The organism is Crassaminicella profunda (genome assembly GCF_019884785.1).
GTDB classification, from domain to species: Bacteria; Bacillota; Clostridia; order Peptostreptococcales; family Thermotaleaceae; genus Crassaminicella; species Crassaminicella profunda.
Map to the genome: position 1 here is coordinate 53,962 of NZ_CP082326.1, position 16,527 is coordinate 70,488.

The 16,527-nt window shown below is 34.1% G+C and carries 17 protein-coding genes; all 17 read left to right on the top strand.

Translation table 11 applies throughout. The annotated features are described in order from the left end of the window. The first annotated feature begins 53 nt into the window (after positions 1-53). Complete coding sequence (locus tag K7H06_RS00180) at positions 54-935, top strand: DUF1385 domain-containing protein (protein WP_343216838.1); 882 nt, start codon at positions 54-56, stop codon at positions 933-935. Then, positions 926-1,792: a peptide chain release factor N(5)-glutamine methyltransferase gene (gene prmC / locus K7H06_RS00185; protein WP_246637595.1), complete on the top strand. Its 867-nt coding sequence runs from the start codon at positions 926-928 to the stop codon at positions 1,790-1,792. The genes K7H06_RS00180 and prmC overlap by 10 nt, the downstream gene beginning before the upstream one ends. Before the next feature lie 57 nt (positions 1,793-1,849). Continuing rightward, entirely contained in the window at positions 1,850-2,917 is a 1,068-nt protein-coding gene (gene prfA / locus K7H06_RS00190) for a peptide chain release factor 1 (RefSeq protein ID WP_223038009.1), read from the top strand. Between the two features lie 187 nt (positions 2,918-3,104). After that, a complete protein-coding gene (locus K7H06_RS00195) occupies positions 3,105-4,271 on the top strand; it encodes a cation:proton antiporter (protein ID WP_246637730.1) in 1,167 nt (388 codons plus the stop codon). An 85-nt stretch (positions 4,272-4,356) separates the two neighbouring features. After that, positions 4,357-5,073: a ZIP family metal transporter gene (locus tag K7H06_RS00200; protein ID WP_223038010.1), complete on the top strand. Its 717-nt coding sequence runs from the start codon at positions 4,357-4,359 to the stop codon at positions 5,071-5,073. A 461-nt stretch (positions 5,074-5,534) separates the two neighbouring features. Further along, positions 5,535-6,590, top strand: a complete 1,056-nt coding sequence (locus K7H06_RS00205) for an L-threonylcarbamoyladenylate synthase (protein ID WP_223039887.1) — start codon at positions 5,535-5,537, stop codon at positions 6,588-6,590. A gap of 4 nt (positions 6,591-6,594) precedes the next feature. After that, the gene (locus K7H06_RS00210) at positions 6,595-7,056 is read left to right on the top strand and encodes a low molecular weight protein arginine phosphatase (RefSeq protein ID WP_223038011.1); all 462 of its coding nucleotides are present in this window, start codon (positions 6,595-6,597) and stop codon (positions 7,054-7,056) included. An 85-nt stretch (positions 7,057-7,141) separates the two neighbouring features. After that, complete coding sequence (gene rpiB, locus K7H06_RS00215) at positions 7,142-7,591, top strand: ribose 5-phosphate isomerase B (RefSeq protein WP_223038012.1); 450 nt, start codon at positions 7,142-7,144, stop codon at positions 7,589-7,591. Positions 7,592-7,654: 63 nt separating this feature from the next. Then, a complete protein-coding gene (gene upp / locus K7H06_RS00220) occupies positions 7,655-8,284 on the top strand; it encodes a uracil phosphoribosyltransferase (RefSeq protein WP_223038013.1) in 630 nt (209 codons plus the stop codon). 290 nt (positions 8,285-8,574) lie between these two features. After that, positions 8,575-9,063 (top strand): deoxycytidylate deaminase, encoded by a 489-nt coding sequence (locus tag K7H06_RS00225; RefSeq protein WP_223038014.1) that lies wholly within the window; start codon positions 8,575-8,577, stop codon positions 9,061-9,063. Positions 9,064-9,203: 140 nt separating this feature from the next. Next, positions 9,204-10,262, top strand: coding sequence for a glycosyltransferase family 4 protein (locus K7H06_RS00230; protein ID WP_223038015.1), 1,059 nt, complete (start codon positions 9,204-9,206; stop codon positions 10,260-10,262). Between the two features lie 41 nt (positions 10,263-10,303). After that, positions 10,304-11,422, top strand: coding sequence for a non-hydrolyzing UDP-N-acetylglucosamine 2-epimerase (gene wecB / locus K7H06_RS00235; protein WP_223038016.1), 1,119 nt, complete (start codon positions 10,304-10,306; stop codon positions 11,420-11,422). Between the two features lie 144 nt (positions 11,423-11,566). Beyond that, positions 11,567-11,896: a DUF3870 domain-containing protein gene (locus K7H06_RS00240; RefSeq protein ID WP_223038017.1), complete on the top strand. Its 330-nt coding sequence runs from the start codon at positions 11,567-11,569 to the stop codon at positions 11,894-11,896. A gap of 202 nt (positions 11,897-12,098) precedes the next feature. After that, positions 12,099-13,394, top strand: coding sequence for a dicarboxylate/amino acid:cation symporter (locus K7H06_RS00245; protein WP_223038018.1), 1,296 nt, complete (start codon positions 12,099-12,101; stop codon positions 13,392-13,394). 43 nt (positions 13,395-13,437) lie between these two features. Further along, positions 13,438-14,796: an aspartate aminotransferase family protein gene (locus tag K7H06_RS00250; RefSeq protein WP_223038019.1), complete on the top strand. Its 1,359-nt coding sequence runs from the start codon at positions 13,438-13,440 to the stop codon at positions 14,794-14,796. 123 nt (positions 14,797-14,919) lie between these two features. Next, positions 14,920-15,735: a beta-keto acid cleavage family enzyme gene (locus K7H06_RS00255; RefSeq protein WP_223038020.1), complete on the top strand. Its 816-nt coding sequence runs from the start codon at positions 14,920-14,922 to the stop codon at positions 15,733-15,735. Positions 15,736-15,879: 144 nt separating this feature from the next. Then, positions 15,880-16,527 (top strand): CoA transferase subunit A, encoded by a 648-nt coding sequence (locus K7H06_RS00260; RefSeq protein ID WP_223038021.1) that lies wholly within the window; start codon positions 15,880-15,882, stop codon positions 16,525-16,527.

The window sequence follows — 16,527 nt, forward strand, 5'->3', positions numbered from 1 at the left end:
GAAAGCAGGCGAGACCTACAAGTATTGGTGGGCAGGCAGTAATAGAAGGGGTTATGATGAGAGGCCCTAAGGATATTGCTATTGCTGTTAGAAAGCAAGACCAAGAGATTGTGGTAAAAAAAGAAGAAGTAAAAGGCATGGCAAAAAGTGCTTTAACAAAGGTACCTATTATCAGAGGGGTTATTGCCTTATTAGATGCTATGGTATTAGGTGTGAAGTCTCTTACTTATTCTGCTGAGTTTTTCGAGGAAGAAGATGGAACAGAAGAAAAAGGAAAATTCGAAATTTGGGTAGAAAATACCTTTGGAGATAAGGCTGGGGACATACTTATTTATTTTTCAGTATTTACAGCATTAGCTTTTGGGATTCTTCTTTTTATTATATCGCCAACAGTAGCTATGAATTTTTTAAAGGAAAAAATAAGTAGTCCCTGGATGCTGAATTTAATAGAAGGTGTATTTAGAATTCTATTGTTTATAGGATATGTTAGTTTAATATCTAGAATGAAGGATATAAAAAGAGTATTTCAATATCATGGAGCAGAACACAAGACTATTCATTGTTATGAGAGTAATCTTCCCTTAACAGTAGAAAATGCAAGACAATTTCCAACCCTTCATCCAAGATGTGGGACAAGTTTTTTGGTTTTTGTAATGGTTGTGAGTCTATTGTTGTTTTCAATGGTAGGTTGGCCAAATCCAGTGATGAGAGTTTTATCCAGACTTCTTCTTATGCCAATTGTTGCAGGGATTTCTTATGAAATCATTAAATGGGCAGGAAAAAGTCAGTCTAAAATGGTAAGATATATTAGTTATCCAGGCCTTCTCTTTCAAAAGCTTACAACAAGAGAGCCAGATGATAGTCAATTAGAAGTAGCTATAGAAGCAATGAAAAACGTTTTGACAGATGACAAGGAGGCAGACCTTTGGCAGTAAAGATACAGGATGCTTTAAAGACAGCAGTAGATAGAATTGAAAAGACAAACGCATGTACACCTCTGTTAGATGCAGAGGTTCTTTTATGTCATGTATTAAAAAAAGATCGATTATTTTTATACACCCATCGAAATGAAGATTTGAAAGATGAAGATGTGGATGCATTTAATGAATTAATTGAAAGAAGAATTGAAGGAATGCCTGTGGCCTATATTGTAAAAAAACAGGAATTTATGAGTCTTAACTTTTATGTAGAAGAAGGAGTGCTTATTCCAAGGCCGGATACAGAAATTTTAGTAGAAAATGTTATAAAGTGGGCAAAGACAAGGAACAATGATCATATGACTATTGTTGATTTGGGAACAGGAAGTGGGGCCATTACGGTAAGTCTTGCAAAATATATCAAAAATGCTTTTGTTTATTCAGTAGATCTTTCAAGACATGCTCTTGAAATAGGAAAGAAAAATGCAAGACTCAATGAAGTAACAGAAAATACTAATTTTTTAGAGGGGGATTTATTTACTCCATTAAAGGATAAACTAGAGGAAAAGGTAGATGTTCTTGTTTCTAATCCTCCATATATTCCAAAGGAAGAAATTGAAAACCTTCAAATAGAAGTAAAAAAATTTGAGCCAAAGCTTGCCTTAGATGGAGGATTTGATGGTCTTGATTTTTATAGAAGAATTGTTGAGAAGGCACCTCTATTTGTAAAAAAAGGGGGACTCGTTGCACTAGAAGTAGGTCATGACCAAGCAGATGTGGTAAAAGAGATGATGGAAAATGAAGGACATTATTCTGAGATAAAGAAAATAAAAGATTTAGCCGGTATTGAGCGGGTTGTTGAGGCTACATTGTGAAAATAGGATAAAAATGATATAATAAACTGTTAATATAAAATGTGTGAGGTGAAATTCATGTTTGATAAATTAGATTTTATAGAAGATAAGTATATGGATTTGAGCCAAAAAGTTTCAGATCCGGAAATTATTAATAACCAGTCAGAATGGCAAAAATACATTAAAGAACTTGCAGAAGTAGAACCTATCGTAAATAAGTATAAAGAATATAAACAAACAAAAGAAGGAATAGAAGAAGCTAAGTCTATTTTACAAGAAAGTGATGACGAAGAATTTAGAGAAATGGCAAAGATGGAATTAAGTGATCTAGAAGATAAAATTGGTCCTATAGAAGATGAGCTAAAGCTTCTTTTAGTACCAAAGGACCCGAATGATGAAAAGAATGTTATTGTAGAAATCAGAGCAGGTGCTGGTGGAGATGAAGCGGGACTATTTGCAGGAGATCTTTTGAGAATGTATACAAGATATGCAGAAAGAAATCGCTGGAAGGTTGAAATGATGAGTCTTAATGAAACGGGTGTAGGGGGCATAAAAGAAGTTGTATTCATGATCAAGGGAAAGGGTGCTTATTCAAGACTGAAGTATGAGAGTGGTGTACACAGAGTACAAAGAATCCCTGCTACTGAATCTAGTGGAAGGATTCATACATCTGCTGCAACTGTGGCAGTTCTTCCAGAAGTAGATGATGTTGAGATTGATATTAACCCAAATGATGTCCGTGTAGATGTTTTCCGTTCTTCAGGAAATGGAGGACAGAGTGTTAATACAACAGACTCTGCTGTGCGTGTTACCCATATGCCTACAGGAATTGTTGTTTCTTGTCAGGACGAAAAATCACAGCTTAAAAATAAGGATAAGGCATTTAAAATATTAAAGGCTAGATTATATGACAAAATGCAGGCAGAACAAAATGCAGAAATTGCTCAAGAAAGAAAGAGTCAAGTAGGTAGTGGAGATAGAAGTGAAAGAATTAGAACTTACAATTTCCCACAAGGACGTGTGACAGACCATAGAATCAATTTGACTTTGTATAAGTTAGATTATTTATTAGATGGAGATATTGATGAAATATTAGATGCATTGATTACAACAGATCAAGCAGAAAAATTAAAACAGGTAGTATAATTTCATGCTGGGGGGCAAATAGTCTCTCAGCTTTTATGGATTCCATAAATTACCTATCACTCAAAATTATGTTTCTTGCAAAAAAACAGACTGAGTGATAAACTATAATATGTATTTTCAGAAAGTAAGGTGAATACTGTATTTTCTGGAAAACCATGTATTGCATATTCTGGAAGAAAGAAGTGTGATGGTTTTGGAAGCAAAAGTAACTTTTTTATTGCACATTGGAATTCTTTTATTAGGAGCAAACATCGGTGGAATTATTAGTAAAAAATTAAAACAGCCTGCAGTTCTTGGGCAAATTCTAGTGGGTATGCTTCTGGGAATGGGAATTTTGGAAAAAACAGAGTTGATTCACCATTTATCTGAAATTGGTGTGGTATTTTTGATGTTTATTGCAGGACTTGAAACAGATGTGAATGAATTGAGGGCATCAGGAAAATCTTCTGCTACTATTGCAGTAGCAGGTGTAGTTGTTCCTTTGTTATTAGTAAGTGGGGCAGCATATATACTTAGTGGTGATTGGGTTAGTAGTGTGATTGTAGGGCTTATTTCTATTGCAACAAGTGTGAGTATATCTGTACAAACCCTTAAAGAATTAGGGCAATTAAAGACGAGACAAGGGGTCGGGATTTTAGGGGCTGCTATTATTGATGATGTTATAGGGATTATTCTTTTGACAATCGTTGTAGGAATGGCAAGACCAGGAACAGGGAATAATATATTTATTGTTATTTTAAAAATCATTTCCTTCTTTGTGATTACTATTATTATTGGGTATATTTTGGTTCAAATACTAGCAAAAATTTCTGATCGAGTGAATGTAAGGAGAAAGATTGTTCCTTATGCAATCATATCCTGTTTGATTTTAGCTTTTATATCAGAAGAACTTGGTGTTGCAGCTGTTACAGGAGCTTATTTTGCTGGAGTTATTTTTTCTATGACACCTTATCGACATAAAATATCTCATGATATTGGGTTGATTTCTGATACGATTTTTACACCTATTTTCTTTGTAGCCATTGGATTAGGTGTAGAATTAAGTACGATTGGCGTTGGATTAGGGTATAGTATGTTATTATTAGGATTAGGAATTATTGGAAAAATTGTTGGTTGTGGATGGGGAGCAAAGATGACTGGCTTTAGTGGGAAACATTCCTTGCAGATTGGTATTGGAATGGTACCTAGAGCAGAGGTATCTATTATTATTGCAAACTTAGGTCTTAAAATGAATTTAATAGGAGAGAAACAATTTGCATCTGCCATCGTTTTGGTGGTAGCTACTACATTGATTACTCCATCCCTTCTTAAATGGTCTTTTAAAGGAGAAGGAAAAATACAAGATGCGGCTTAGAGAAAGGTCTGTGAATGAAGATTCACAGACCTTTTGTATATATAAGGGGTTTTGAGAATATATATAGATATATGGAGGGGAGAAGATGGAAAAAATATGGAGCATTGCTCTAATTGGATTATGTGTAGGGGTAGTGGGGACTGGTCTTGGGGGAATGCTTACTTTTTTTATGAGAAACCCTGGAAATAGATTTTTAAGTTTTATTTTGGGACTTTCCAGTGGGCTTATGCTATCGATTGTATGCTTTGATTTATTGCCAGAGGCTTTTGGTATGGTACAATTGTATATAAACATATTGGGGATTATTGTAGGGGTATTTGTCATAGCTTTTGTAGATGGATTACTACCAAAACATAATAAGGATTTTATAAAAACAGGAATACTCTTAGGAATAGGAGTAGCTCTTCATAATTTTCCAGAAGGACTTGCTATAGGTTCAGGGTTTATAGCAGCTGATAATTTAGGGATAGGAATAGCTATAGTTATAGCCCTTCATAATATGCCAGAAGGAATATCTATGGCAGCGCCCATGCGGGCAGGAGGAATGTCCTCTTCTAAAACTTTTTTTTATACAGTACTAGCTGGGATTCCCATGGGGATTGGAGCTTTTATGGGAGCTGTTTTGGGGGAAATCTCTGAAGGTTTTATCGCCTTTTGCCTATCCTGTGCAGGAGGAACCATGCTTTATATAACCTGTGAAGAGTTGATTCCAAAATCCTTTAGCTTGAAATTTAAAAGAATTTCAAGCTTTGGGATTGTATTAGGGTTTGTGGTAGGAATTGTTATTTCTAGAATATTTTAAAACAATCTAAATAAGGTTCTTTATTAGTTGAATACATATTTTGTGATAAAATATATGCATCCCCAAAGAAAGGGGATGCCACAATAATGAGCCATACAAAAGAAAAAAATGATGGATTAGAAACTGTAAAAAAGTTCTGTTCCATTATTGGTGCAATTGTCGAAATTGTAGACAAAGTACTAAACTGGCTGAATTAAAAAAGAAAACAAGGTATGTAGCAGCATACCTTGTTTTCTTTTTTGTTATGAATCGTACATAATTTGATACCACAATGAGCCACACTGTCTATATCAAAACTAAACTTCTTATTTACATTATAACACATACTATTTTTTTTATGCAAATTCATTTTGAAAGATTTATCAAAAAAATAAAGCATTGTGAGAAAGTAGAATTTATGTACTATTTTGGTGTATAATAAATGAAAGAAATTTACGTTTACATAAGAGGTGAAACAAATGATTGAAACAAAAGTCTATGAAATAAATCCAGAATCTATTGAGAAAGATGAACTTAAAGCTCCAGCAGAAGTTTTAAAAAATGGTGGTACCGTTGCTTTTCCAACGGAGACGGTGTATGGATTAGGAGCAAATGCCCTTGATGAAAAAGCTGTGAAAAAAATATTTGAGGCAAAGGGAAGACCTTCAGATAATCCTTTGATTGTACATATTTCAAAGATAGAAGAGATAGATCCTTTGGTAGAGGAAATACCAGAAAATGCAAAAAAAATAATGGAAAAATTTTGGCCAGGGCCAATAACAATCATTCTAAAAAGGTCTCATAGGATACCAGATGTGATTACAGCAGGATTAGATACAGTAGCTATTAGAATGCCTTCCCATCCCATTGCTAATAAATTAATAGAAATGTCTGGGGTGCCAGTTGCAGCACCTAGTGCCAATTTATCTGGAAAACCTAGTCCCACAAAGGCTGAACATGTGATACATGACTTAAAAGGAAAAGTAGATGTGATTATTAGTGGGGGAAGCTGTGAGGTAGGGCTTGAATCTACCGTAGTTGATGCAACAGGTTCTATTCCTATGATTTTAAGACCCGGGGGCGTAACAAAAGAGCATTTAGAAGAGATATTTGAAAAGGTTGAAGTGGATCAGGCTATCGAAGAGGGAGGCATGGATTTGATTCCAAAATCTCCAGGAATGAAATATACCCATTATTCTCCCAAAGCAGAAGTTGTGATTATAGCAGGGGCTGTAGAAAAAGTTGTTGAAGAAATCAACCAATTAAAAAAAGAAAAGGAAAAGTTAGGACTTCGTGTGGGGATTATGTGTACAGATGAAACAAAAAAATCATATAAAGAAGGTGTAGTTATTTCCATGGGAAGTAGAAAAGATGTAGCAACCATTGCCAACAGTCTTTTTGCAACCCTTCGTCAATTTGATGAGAAAGAAGTAGATATCATCTATGCAGAAAGTATAGAACAAAAACTTTTAGGACATGCAGTGATGAATAGAATGATTAAGGCTGCAGGACATCATGTGATCAAGATTGGGAGGTAAATCTGTGAAGACGATTTTGTTTGTATGTACTGGAAATACCTGTAGAAGCAGTATGGCAGAAGTAATATTTAAAAATATCCTAGAAGAGTTAGGGGAAAAGACAAAGGGGTTAAAAGTAATCTCTGCTGGAACAGCTGCAATGATAGGGCAGAGCGCTTCTAAAAATGCTGTTGTAGCAATGAATGAAAAAGGAATAGACTTAAGTGCTCATGAAGCAACCCTTGTGACAAAGGAATTAATCAAAGAAGCAGATTTAATTTTGACCATGACAAGAAATCATCAACAACAAGTATTGTATATAGAACCAAAAGCAAAAGAGAAAACATATACCTTAAAAGAATATATAGGAGATGAGGGAGATATATTAGATCCTTATGGACAACCTATAGAGGTATATAGAAAATGTGCTAAAGAAATTGAAGAGAATTTAAAAGTATTGGTTGAAAAGATCATAGGAAAAAATTAATAAATAAGAATCTATGTAAAAGACTTGACAATATATGCATTGTGACATAAAATCAGAACGGCTATAAAGAATTGGGGGGAATTTTATGAAGATTGCTTTAGGTAGTGACCATGGTGGGTATAATTTGAAAAATGCCATAAAGAAACACCTAGAGGAAAAAGGTATAGAATGTGAAGATTTTGGTACAAATTCTAGTGAATCTGTAGATTATCCAGAGTTTGGTATGAAGGTGGCGGAAGCTGTAGTTTCAGGCAAATGTGAAAAAGGAATTGTTTGCTGTGGAACAGGAATCGGTATATCTATATCAGCTAATAAAGTACCAGGGGTAAGATGTGCAGTTGTTTCTGATACTTTCTCAGCAGCCATGTCTAGAGAACATAACAATGCAAATGTGTTAGCATTAGGCGAGAGAGTAATCGGCGTAGGACTTGCACTAAAAATTGTTGATGTTTGGTTCAACACTGAATTTGCTGGTGGAAGACATGAAAGAAGAGTTGACAAAATTACAGATATTGAAAAGAAGTATTCAAAATAAGAGATAGATCATTGAAGGTAACGACTAATTGCAAACTTTAAATTATGAGAGGAGATGTGTAGGATGGAAAAGGTATTTGTTATGGATCACCCATTGATACAGCATAAACTTACTTTAATCAGAGATAAGCATACTGGTTCAAAGGAATTTAGAGAAGTTGTAAAGGAAATTTCTATGCTGATGGCGTATGAGGTAACAAGAAATCTTTCTTTAGAAGAGGTAGAAATCGAAACACCTGTATGTAAGACAAAGTCAAAAGTATTGTCAGGAAGAAAACTAGGGATTGTTCCTATTTTAAGAGCAGGTCTTGGTATGGTAGATGGAATGCTAAGTCTTATTCCAGCAGCTAAGGTAGGACATGTAGGACTTTATAGAGATCCAGAAACCCTAGAGCCTGTTGAATATTACTGCAAACTTCCAGCTGATGTGGAAGAAAGAGATTTAATCGTAGTAGATCCAATGCTTGCTACAGGAGGTTCAGCAAATGCTGCCATCCAATTCATCAAAGATAGAGGTGCAACAAGCATTAGATTAGTATGTCTAATTGCTGCTCCTGAAGGAGTAAAAGCAGTTCGTGAAGCCCATCCTGATGTAGACATTTATTTAGCGAATGTAGATGAAAAATTAAATGATCATGCCTATATCATTCCAGGTCTTGGAGATGCAGGAGATAGATTATTTGGAACAAAATAGTTTTTTCAAAGAATAGAGAGTAGGTTCGCCTGAAATCTATTCTTTTTTTTGTGTCAAAATGATAAAGTTATGCATATAATAAGATAATGATATTTTTGTATAGTGCATATTTTCCAACAAAAATATAAAGGAAAAGAGATAAATATGTAGAATAATATATAAGATATTTGTTTTTATTTTATATGATCGTGCAGGTTTAAGGTAAGTTTATTTGTATTCTTTCGTGTATGATATTTTAACAAGATAGACAAATATTTTAAAATAAGTATTTGATGGAGGAAATATAAGGGATGAAAAGGCGAGATAAAATTAATTATTATCTTGATATTGCAGAAACCGTACTAAAAAGAGGTACTTGCTTGAGAAGGAATTACGGAGCTATTATCGTAAAAAATGATGAAATTATTTCAACGGGATATACAGGTGCTCCTAGAGGAAGAAAAAATTGCATTGATTTAGCTTACTGTATGAGAGATAAATTAAATATTCCAAGAGGACAGATGTATGAAAAATGTAGATCTGTGCATGCAGAAATGAATGCCTGTTTATCAGCAGCAAGAAGGGATATGATTGGTTCTACTCTATATTTAGTTGGAAGAGATGCTAAAACGAAAGAATTGATTGCCAATGCAAATTCTTGTGCTATGTGCAAGAGAATCATTATAAACTCTGGCATAGAGAGTGTGATTATCAGAGATGCTGAGGATGATTATAGAATAACTCATGTACAGGAGTGGATTAGTAATGATGATTCACTGACAGAAAAAATGGGGTATTAAGTGATGGAAATTAAGTTTTCTACAAATATTTTGAAAAGATAGGAATAAAATTGGTACAATTTGATAATATTTAACATTGAGTTTTTATGGTTTTTGCTGTAAAATGACTATGAGTATATGAAAATTAGGGAGTGTTATTTGTGAATAAATACTTTTTTGTATTTTTTATAGCAACAATTGTATCATTTTGTATGACACCACTGGCGAAAAAGCTTGCATATAAAGTGGGTGCCATAGATGTACCAAAGGATGAAAGACGTGTACATAAAAAGCCTATTCCAAGGATGGGTGGGTTAGCCATTTACTTAGGGGTTATAGGAAGTATCTTATTATTACTGCCCTATATGGATTTATCTGTGGATATGCTAAAACAAATAAAGGGAATACTTATTGGAGGAACGATTATTGTTTTAATGGGAATTGTAGACGATATCAATCCTTTATCTGCAAAGGTAAAGCTAGCAGGACAAATTCTGAGTGCAGCAGTTGCAGTTTATTGTGGTGTGAAAATCCAAGTACTCAATGTTCCTTTTATTGATTACCAATTTAATGTTGAATATTTAGGGCTGAGTATACCTGTTACAATATTTTGGATTGTAGGGATTACCAATACATTAAATTTGATAGATGGATTAGATGGATTAGCAGCAGGGGTTGCTACCATTGCAGCAGTGTCTCTTTCTTATGTAGGATTTATGAATGAAAGTTATATAGCAGCTATGATGACTCTAGCTATAGCTGGAGCTTGTTTAGGATTTTTACCTTACAATTTTAATCCAGCAAAAATATTTATGGGAGATACAGGTTCTTTGTTTTTAGGCTATATGCTTGCAACAATTTCAGTATTTGGTTTGACAAAGGGAGCTGTAGCTATTGCTACAATCGTTCCTGTACTTGCCTTAGGACTTCCTATATTTGACACAACCTTTGCTATTCTTAGAAGGATGTTAAATGGAAGACCTATTATGGAGCCTGATAAGGGACATCTTCATCACAAACTTTTATCAACAGGGATGGGACAAAAAAGAACCGTACTTATTCTTTATGCGATTAGTGGCATATTTGGTGTAAGTGCAGCCCTTATGAGTAGAAGCAAAGGATGGGATTCCTTATTTATTATCATTGCAGCTTGCGCTCTTATGTATATAAGTGTGGGCATGCAAAGATATCAAAAACAAAAAAGTAGCCATAAAGAATAGAACCAGGAAAATTTCCTGGTTTTTTTATAGGAGGAGAAAAGATGAGGAAATTAAAGATCATGTCTATATTTGGAACAAGACCAGAGGCCATTAAAATGGCTCCTGTAGTGAAAGCACTTGAAGAGGATGAAAAAACCGAGTCCATTGTTTGTGTAACAGCTCAACATCGAGAGATGCTGGATCAAGTACTTGATTTATTTCAGATAAAACCTCATTATGATTTAAATATTATGAAACCAGGACAAACTTTAAGTCAGATTACTGCAAGAGCCCTTATAGGACTTGAAGAGGTTATAAAGGAAGTAAAACCAGATATGATTCTAGTTCATGGAGATACAACAACTACCTTTGTAGGTGCATTAGCAGCCTTTTACAATCAAGTAAAAGTAGGACATGTAGAAGCAGGACTAAGAAGTCATAATATGTATTCTCCTTATCCTGAGGAGATGAATAGAACTCTTACAGGAAGAATGAGTCATCTTCATTTTTCACCTACAAAAGGAAATGAAGAAAATTTACTAAGAGAAGGAATAAAAGAAGATATTATTACGATTACAGGAAATACCGTGATTGATGCCCTTCTTGAAGTAGTGAAAGATGACTATACTTATGAAGATGACAGGCTTAATCATATTGATTATGAAAATAAAAAAGTAATTTTAATGACTTCTCACAGAAGGGAAAATCTTGGACAACCTATGGTGAATATTTTTTCTGCTGTAAAAGAGGTAGTAGAAAAAAATGAAGAAGTAGAAGTGGTATTCCCTGTTCATTTAAATCCAAAGGTAAGAAATTTAGCTTATGAAATATTAGGAGATGTAGAAAGGGTACATTTGATTGAGCCCCTAGATTATGAACCTTTTGCTAATTTAATAGGAAAAGCCTATTTAATTTTAACAGATTCTGGTGGGATTCAAGAAGAAGCACCTGCTTTAGGAAAACCAGTATTAGTTCTTCGAACCGAAACAGAAAGACCAGAAGCAGTAGAAGCAGGTACTGTAAAAATGGCAGGAATAGAAAAAGAAGAAATCCTTAAGCTAACGAATGAACTTATTCGTGATGAAAAAGCATATAAGAAAATGGCCAATGCAGTAAACCCCTATGGAGATGGAAAAGCAGCAAAAAGAATTGTAGAAGCCATAAAAAGGTTTTTAAGGTAACGTTTTCCTAGAAATGTTAAGAAATTAACAGAAAGAATTAGGAAAATGGAGAAAATTTAAAATAACAGAATAATTCACCTTTAAATAATTCTTGCATTTTTTAAAATTTTTTTATAAAATGAAAAAAAAGAATTTGGTGATGAAATGAAAGAATATAGTACAAATACAGTCTATTTTATTTCCTATGCAAAGTTACCCATGGAAATTTCTGCTGCAAATATGCATAAGGTTGTAGGAGTAGGATTGATTATCAATGAAGATACAGGCATTATTGAAGATACGTCTTGTACATTGATTACAGAAGAAGCAAGAAAGTTTATCAAACAAGTGATTGTAGGATATAATGTTCATGAGAATGGCATTGAACCATTGATTGAGAAAATAAAAAAACGATTTCATGGGTCATCTCAAAAGGCTATATGCGTTGCCATTAAGGGAACCTATGAAAAGTATATGATATGGAAAAATGAATAATTGCTGCTTTGCTTGCAGTAAGAATGTAACCCATACTTACTAAGTGAGTAAAATCCAGTACATTAAGTTGCACCCTAGTGTGCCTTATTGTACTGGATTTTTTTATTTCAATTCATTCATCATGTCAAATCTTTAAAGGAAAGGAGGTTTTTTTATCACAAAACTCTTTTGGTAAAAAATAAAAAGAAATGGAGGAAAGTGAATGAAAAAATTTAAATTACAATTATTTCACAAAATATTTATTGGACTGATTTTAGGGGCTATAGTAGGATTTGTTTTTAGTAACATGGGGGGAGAAGAAAATGCTTTTATAGCTAAATCGATCCCAGTATTTTCCCTTTTAGGAGATTTGTTTTTAAGAATTATCAAAATGGTAGTTGTACCATTGGTATTCTTCTCAATTATTAGTGGTGTTGCAAATTTAAAAGATTTGAGAAAGCTTAGGAGTATTGGTATTAAGACAATTCTTTTATTCTTCGGAACTGCATTTTGTGCAGTAACAATAGGACTAATCTTAGCACAAATTATTAATCCAGGAGCGGGGATTACTTTAGGAGAAGCAGCTAGTGAAGTACAAGTAAAAGAACTTCCTGGTATAGCGGATACAATCTTAAATTTCTTCCCAAGCAATCCTGTTGAGTCCATGGCAAATGGAGAAATGTTACACATTATTTCCTTTAGTATCTTTATTGGAGCAGCACTTTTGATGATGGGAGAAAGAGGAGAAGAGTTGATTCATTTAATTGATAAATGTTCTGAAATAATGTTTAAAATTACAGATATTGTTGTACAATTTACGCCTTATGGTGTATTTGGACTTATGGCAAAGGCTACTACTAAATTTGGATTAAAAATATTCGGACCTATTTCAAAATTTATTCTTACAGATTACTTAGCATCTTTTATTCATATAGCCCTTGTATATAGTTTGGTGTTGATTGTGTTTGGTAAAGTGAATCCAATCAAGTTTTTCAAAAAAGCATTCCAAACTTGGTTGGTAGCATTTAGTACATGTAGTTCTATGGCAACATTACCAGTAACCATGAGGATTGCAGATGAAGAGCTTGGGATTCCAAAAGAAAATGCAAGTTTCGTATTACCATTAGGAGCTACAGCAAACATGAATGGAACATCCATCTATTTTGGGATTATTGTTTTATTTGCAGCACAAATTTATGGTATTGAACTAAGTTTAAAAATGCAAGCATTATTAGTACTGCAGGCAACATTATTATCTGTAGGCTGTGCCGCTGTACCTCAAGTAGGACTATTAATCAGTATTGCACTTCTTACAAGTATGGGGTTACCACTAGATGGAATTGCACTGGTAGCAGGGATTTATAGAATTGTTGACCAGGCACATACTTCTACAAATGCCCTAGGAGATTTGGTAGTTGCTACAACTGTTGCAGGTATGGAAGGGGATTTAGATAGAGAAAAATTTGAGCATGGTGGCATGTTTGCAAAAAGCAAAGATGTAAAAAATAAAGCAGCTTAATATGTGTTAAACTAAAAATAAAATGTATAAAGGGGTTTTGAAAATGAGCTTAAATAAAGCACCTAAAAATCATGTGTTTTACAGAAATCAAAATTGGCACTATCCTGAAATTGAAAGAGGAGAAGGAATATATCTATATGATAAAAATGGGAAAAAATATATAGATGGATGTTCAGGTTCTGCTGTTGCAAATATTGGACATGGAAACAAAGAAATTGCGCAATTTACAAAGGAACATATGGAAAGAATTGCTTTTACTCATCTTTCAAGATGGACAGTAGATAGTATTGAAAAATGTGCACAAAAAGTTGCTGAGTGGGCACCAGGAGATTTAAATCACGTATATTTTGTATCTGGTGGATCTGAATCAACAGAAACAGCTATGAAAATGGCAAGACAATATTTTGTTGAAAGAGATGGAGCAGGAAGTAGTAAATGGAAAGTGATTTCTAAATGGAATGCATTCCATGGAAATACCCTAGGGTCATTGTCTATGACGGGGATTACTGGAAGAAGAAAGATTTATGACCCTATGCTTATAAACTTTCCTAAAATTCCTCAATTTTATCACTATAGAAATCCATGGGGATGTGAAACATTAGAAGAAACAAGTGTGAAAGCCGCTGAGGCTCTAGAAGCTGAAATATTACGTCAAGGTCCAGGAAATATTGCAGCATTTATTACTGAGCCAGTAGTAGGTTCAGCAGCCCCTGGAGCTCATCCAACAAAGACTTATTTTAAGAGGGTAAGAGAAATTTGTGATAAGTATGATGTACTATTGATTGTAGATGAGGTAATGGCTGGTTTTGGTAGAACTGGGAAAAGATTTGCAGTAGAACATTTTGATGTTGTGCCAGATATTATTACTACTGCAAAGGGAATGAGTTGTGGATATACTCCTATGGGTGCGTGTATTGCATCAGACAAAATATTTAACACCATTATGGTAGAGGGAAGCGGCCATTTTGTTCATGGTCATACTTATGCTGGAAACCCTTTATCTTGTGGTATTGCAAACAAGGTAATAGAAATTATGGAAAGAGAAAATTATGTAGAAAATGCAGCCATGCAAGGGCAGTATTTGATGAACAAAATGCAAGAACTCTACAAATATCCTATTGTAGGGGATATTAGGGGAAAAGGTCTGATGATTGGTGTTGAGTTTGTAAAGAATCAAGATACAAGAGAACCCTTTGAAGTAAAAGAAAATATTAAGGGGATTTTAACAAATAATTGCTTAGAAGAAGGTTTGGTCATTTATCCTGGAGGCGGAAGTATAGATGGGGTAAGAGGAGATCACTGCTTAATTGCACCACCAATTAATATTACAAAAGAAGAAGTAGATGAATTATTCAACGCTTTCGAAAAAGGAATTCAAAAGACGATCAATATGGTTAAATAATAAATAAAAAACGGGCATTGTTGTAAAATTGGAAAATTTCTCTTGTGTTAAGAATGGGCGCTTAACACAAGAGATTTTCCATCTAAGGTAAAAAAAGTTAAATATAACTAGGAGGAATAAAATATGGAAAAATTAATTATCACCCTTGCACATACAGGAAATGTTCCAACTAAAGCATTGAATCCACATACACCTGTTACAATAGATGAAATTGTAGAAGATATTAAGACTTGTAGAGAATTAGGAGCTGCTGTTGCCCATATTCATGTAAGAGATGAAGAAGAAAAGCCAACGAGTAGAAGAGATTTATTTGAAAAAGTTTTAAAAGGATTAGATGAAGAAAAAGTAGATATTATAAGACAAGTATCTACTGGGGCAAGAGGTGGAGAAAATACCATTGAGTGGAGAGGACAAATGCTGGATTTACCAGGGGCGGAAATGGCAAGTCTTTCAACAGGTTCCTCAAACTTCCCAACAAGTGTGAATGCTAACTCTCCAGAATTAATTGAATCGTTGGCAAAGAAAATGTATGATCATGGCATAAAACCTGAAATTGAAGCCTTTGATGTGGGCATGATTGACAATGCAAGAAGACTATTAAAAAAAGGCATTCTAAAGGGCCCAATTCACTTTAATTTTGTTATGAATGTACCTGGTGCTATTGCAGGAACTCCTAAAAATTTAATGCATATGGTAGAGTGTCTACCACAAGGTTCTACCTTTAATGTATCAGGAATTGGAAGAAGTCAAGTAAATATGATTACAATGGCAATCCTATTAGGGGGGCATGTAAGAACAGGATTAGAAGATGTCATAAAATATGACAAAGATACTTTAGCTACCAATGCGATGCTCATAGAAAGAGTAGTAAGAATTGCAAAAGAGCTTGGAAGAGAAATTGCAACACCTGATGAGGCTCGAAAAATTTTAGGAATATAATACAAAGTCATTTGTTTTTTCTTACAAAAATTTATAAAGTAATACAAAAATATAATAAAAATTGCAAAAAAGAGAGCAATTTGTCGTATATATATGATAAAATGATAGAGGCTTAGGCATGGGTCACTTACGGAGGTGTTTGTTTTGAAAAAAGTAGTTACATTAGAAGAAGCTATGAGTCATATTAAAGACGGTATGACAATTATGATTGGTGGATTTATGGCAGCAGGTACGCCAGAAAAATTCATGGATGCATTAGTAGAAAAAGGCGTGAAAAATCTTACTATTATTGGAAACGACGCAGGATGGCCGGATAAAGGAATCGGTAAATTGGTTGTAAATAAGCAAGTGAAAAAACTAATTGCTTCACATGTTGGGTTAAATCCTGAAGTTGGAAAACAAATGAATGCAGGAGAAATAGAGTGTGAATTAGTACCACAAGGAACACTTGCAGAAAGAGTAAGAGCAGGTGGAAATGGACTAGGTGGAATTTTAACACCAACAGGTGTTGGAACAATCGTAGAAGAAGGAAAAGAAAAAATCACAGTAGATGGAAAAGTTTATCTTTTAGAAAAACCATTAAAAGCAGATATTGCTTTAGTAGGTGCTAGTATTTCAGATAAAAAAGGAAACCTTTACTATAATAAAGCAACTAGAAATTTCAATCCACTTATGGCAACTGCAGCTGATTTAGTAATCGTAGGGGCAGAAAAAGTGGTTGAGGTTGGAGAAATCGATGGAAATGATGTAGTAACTCCAGCACTTTATGTTGACTATATTGTGGAGGTGTAG

Coding starts and splice junctions, on each gene's coding strand:
- K7H06_RS00245 (WP_223038018.1), top strand. CDS start 12,099: ATGAAAAAATTTAAATTACAATTATTTCACAAAATATTTATTGGACTG.
- prfA (WP_223038009.1), top strand. CDS start 1,850: ATGTTTGATAAATTAGATTTTATAGAAGATAAGTATATGGATTTGAGC.
- K7H06_RS00250 (WP_223038019.1), top strand. CDS start 13,438: ATGAGCTTAAATAAAGCACCTAAAAATCATGTGTTTTACAGAAATCAA.
- K7H06_RS00180 (WP_343216838.1), top strand. CDS start 54: ATGATGAGAGGCCCTAAGGATATTGCTATTGCTGTTAGAAAGCAAGAC.
- K7H06_RS00225 (WP_223038014.1), top strand. CDS start 8,575: ATGAAAAGGCGAGATAAAATTAATTATTATCTTGATATTGCAGAAACC.
- K7H06_RS00240 (WP_223038017.1), top strand. CDS start 11,567: ATGAAAGAATATAGTACAAATACAGTCTATTTTATTTCCTATGCAAAG.
- K7H06_RS00255 (WP_223038020.1), top strand. CDS start 14,920: ATGGAAAAATTAATTATCACCCTTGCACATACAGGAAATGTTCCAACT.
- K7H06_RS00200 (WP_223038010.1), top strand. CDS start 4,357: ATGGAAAAAATATGGAGCATTGCTCTAATTGGATTATGTGTAGGGGTA.
- rpiB (WP_223038012.1), top strand. CDS start 7,142: ATGAAGATTGCTTTAGGTAGTGACCATGGTGGGTATAATTTGAAAAAT.
- K7H06_RS00195 (WP_246637730.1), top strand. CDS start 3,105: ATGGTTTTGGAAGCAAAAGTAACTTTTTTATTGCACATTGGAATTCTT.
- upp (WP_223038013.1), top strand. CDS start 7,655: ATGGAAAAGGTATTTGTTATGGATCACCCATTGATACAGCATAAACTT.
- wecB (WP_223038016.1), top strand. CDS start 10,304: ATGAGGAAATTAAAGATCATGTCTATATTTGGAACAAGACCAGAGGCC.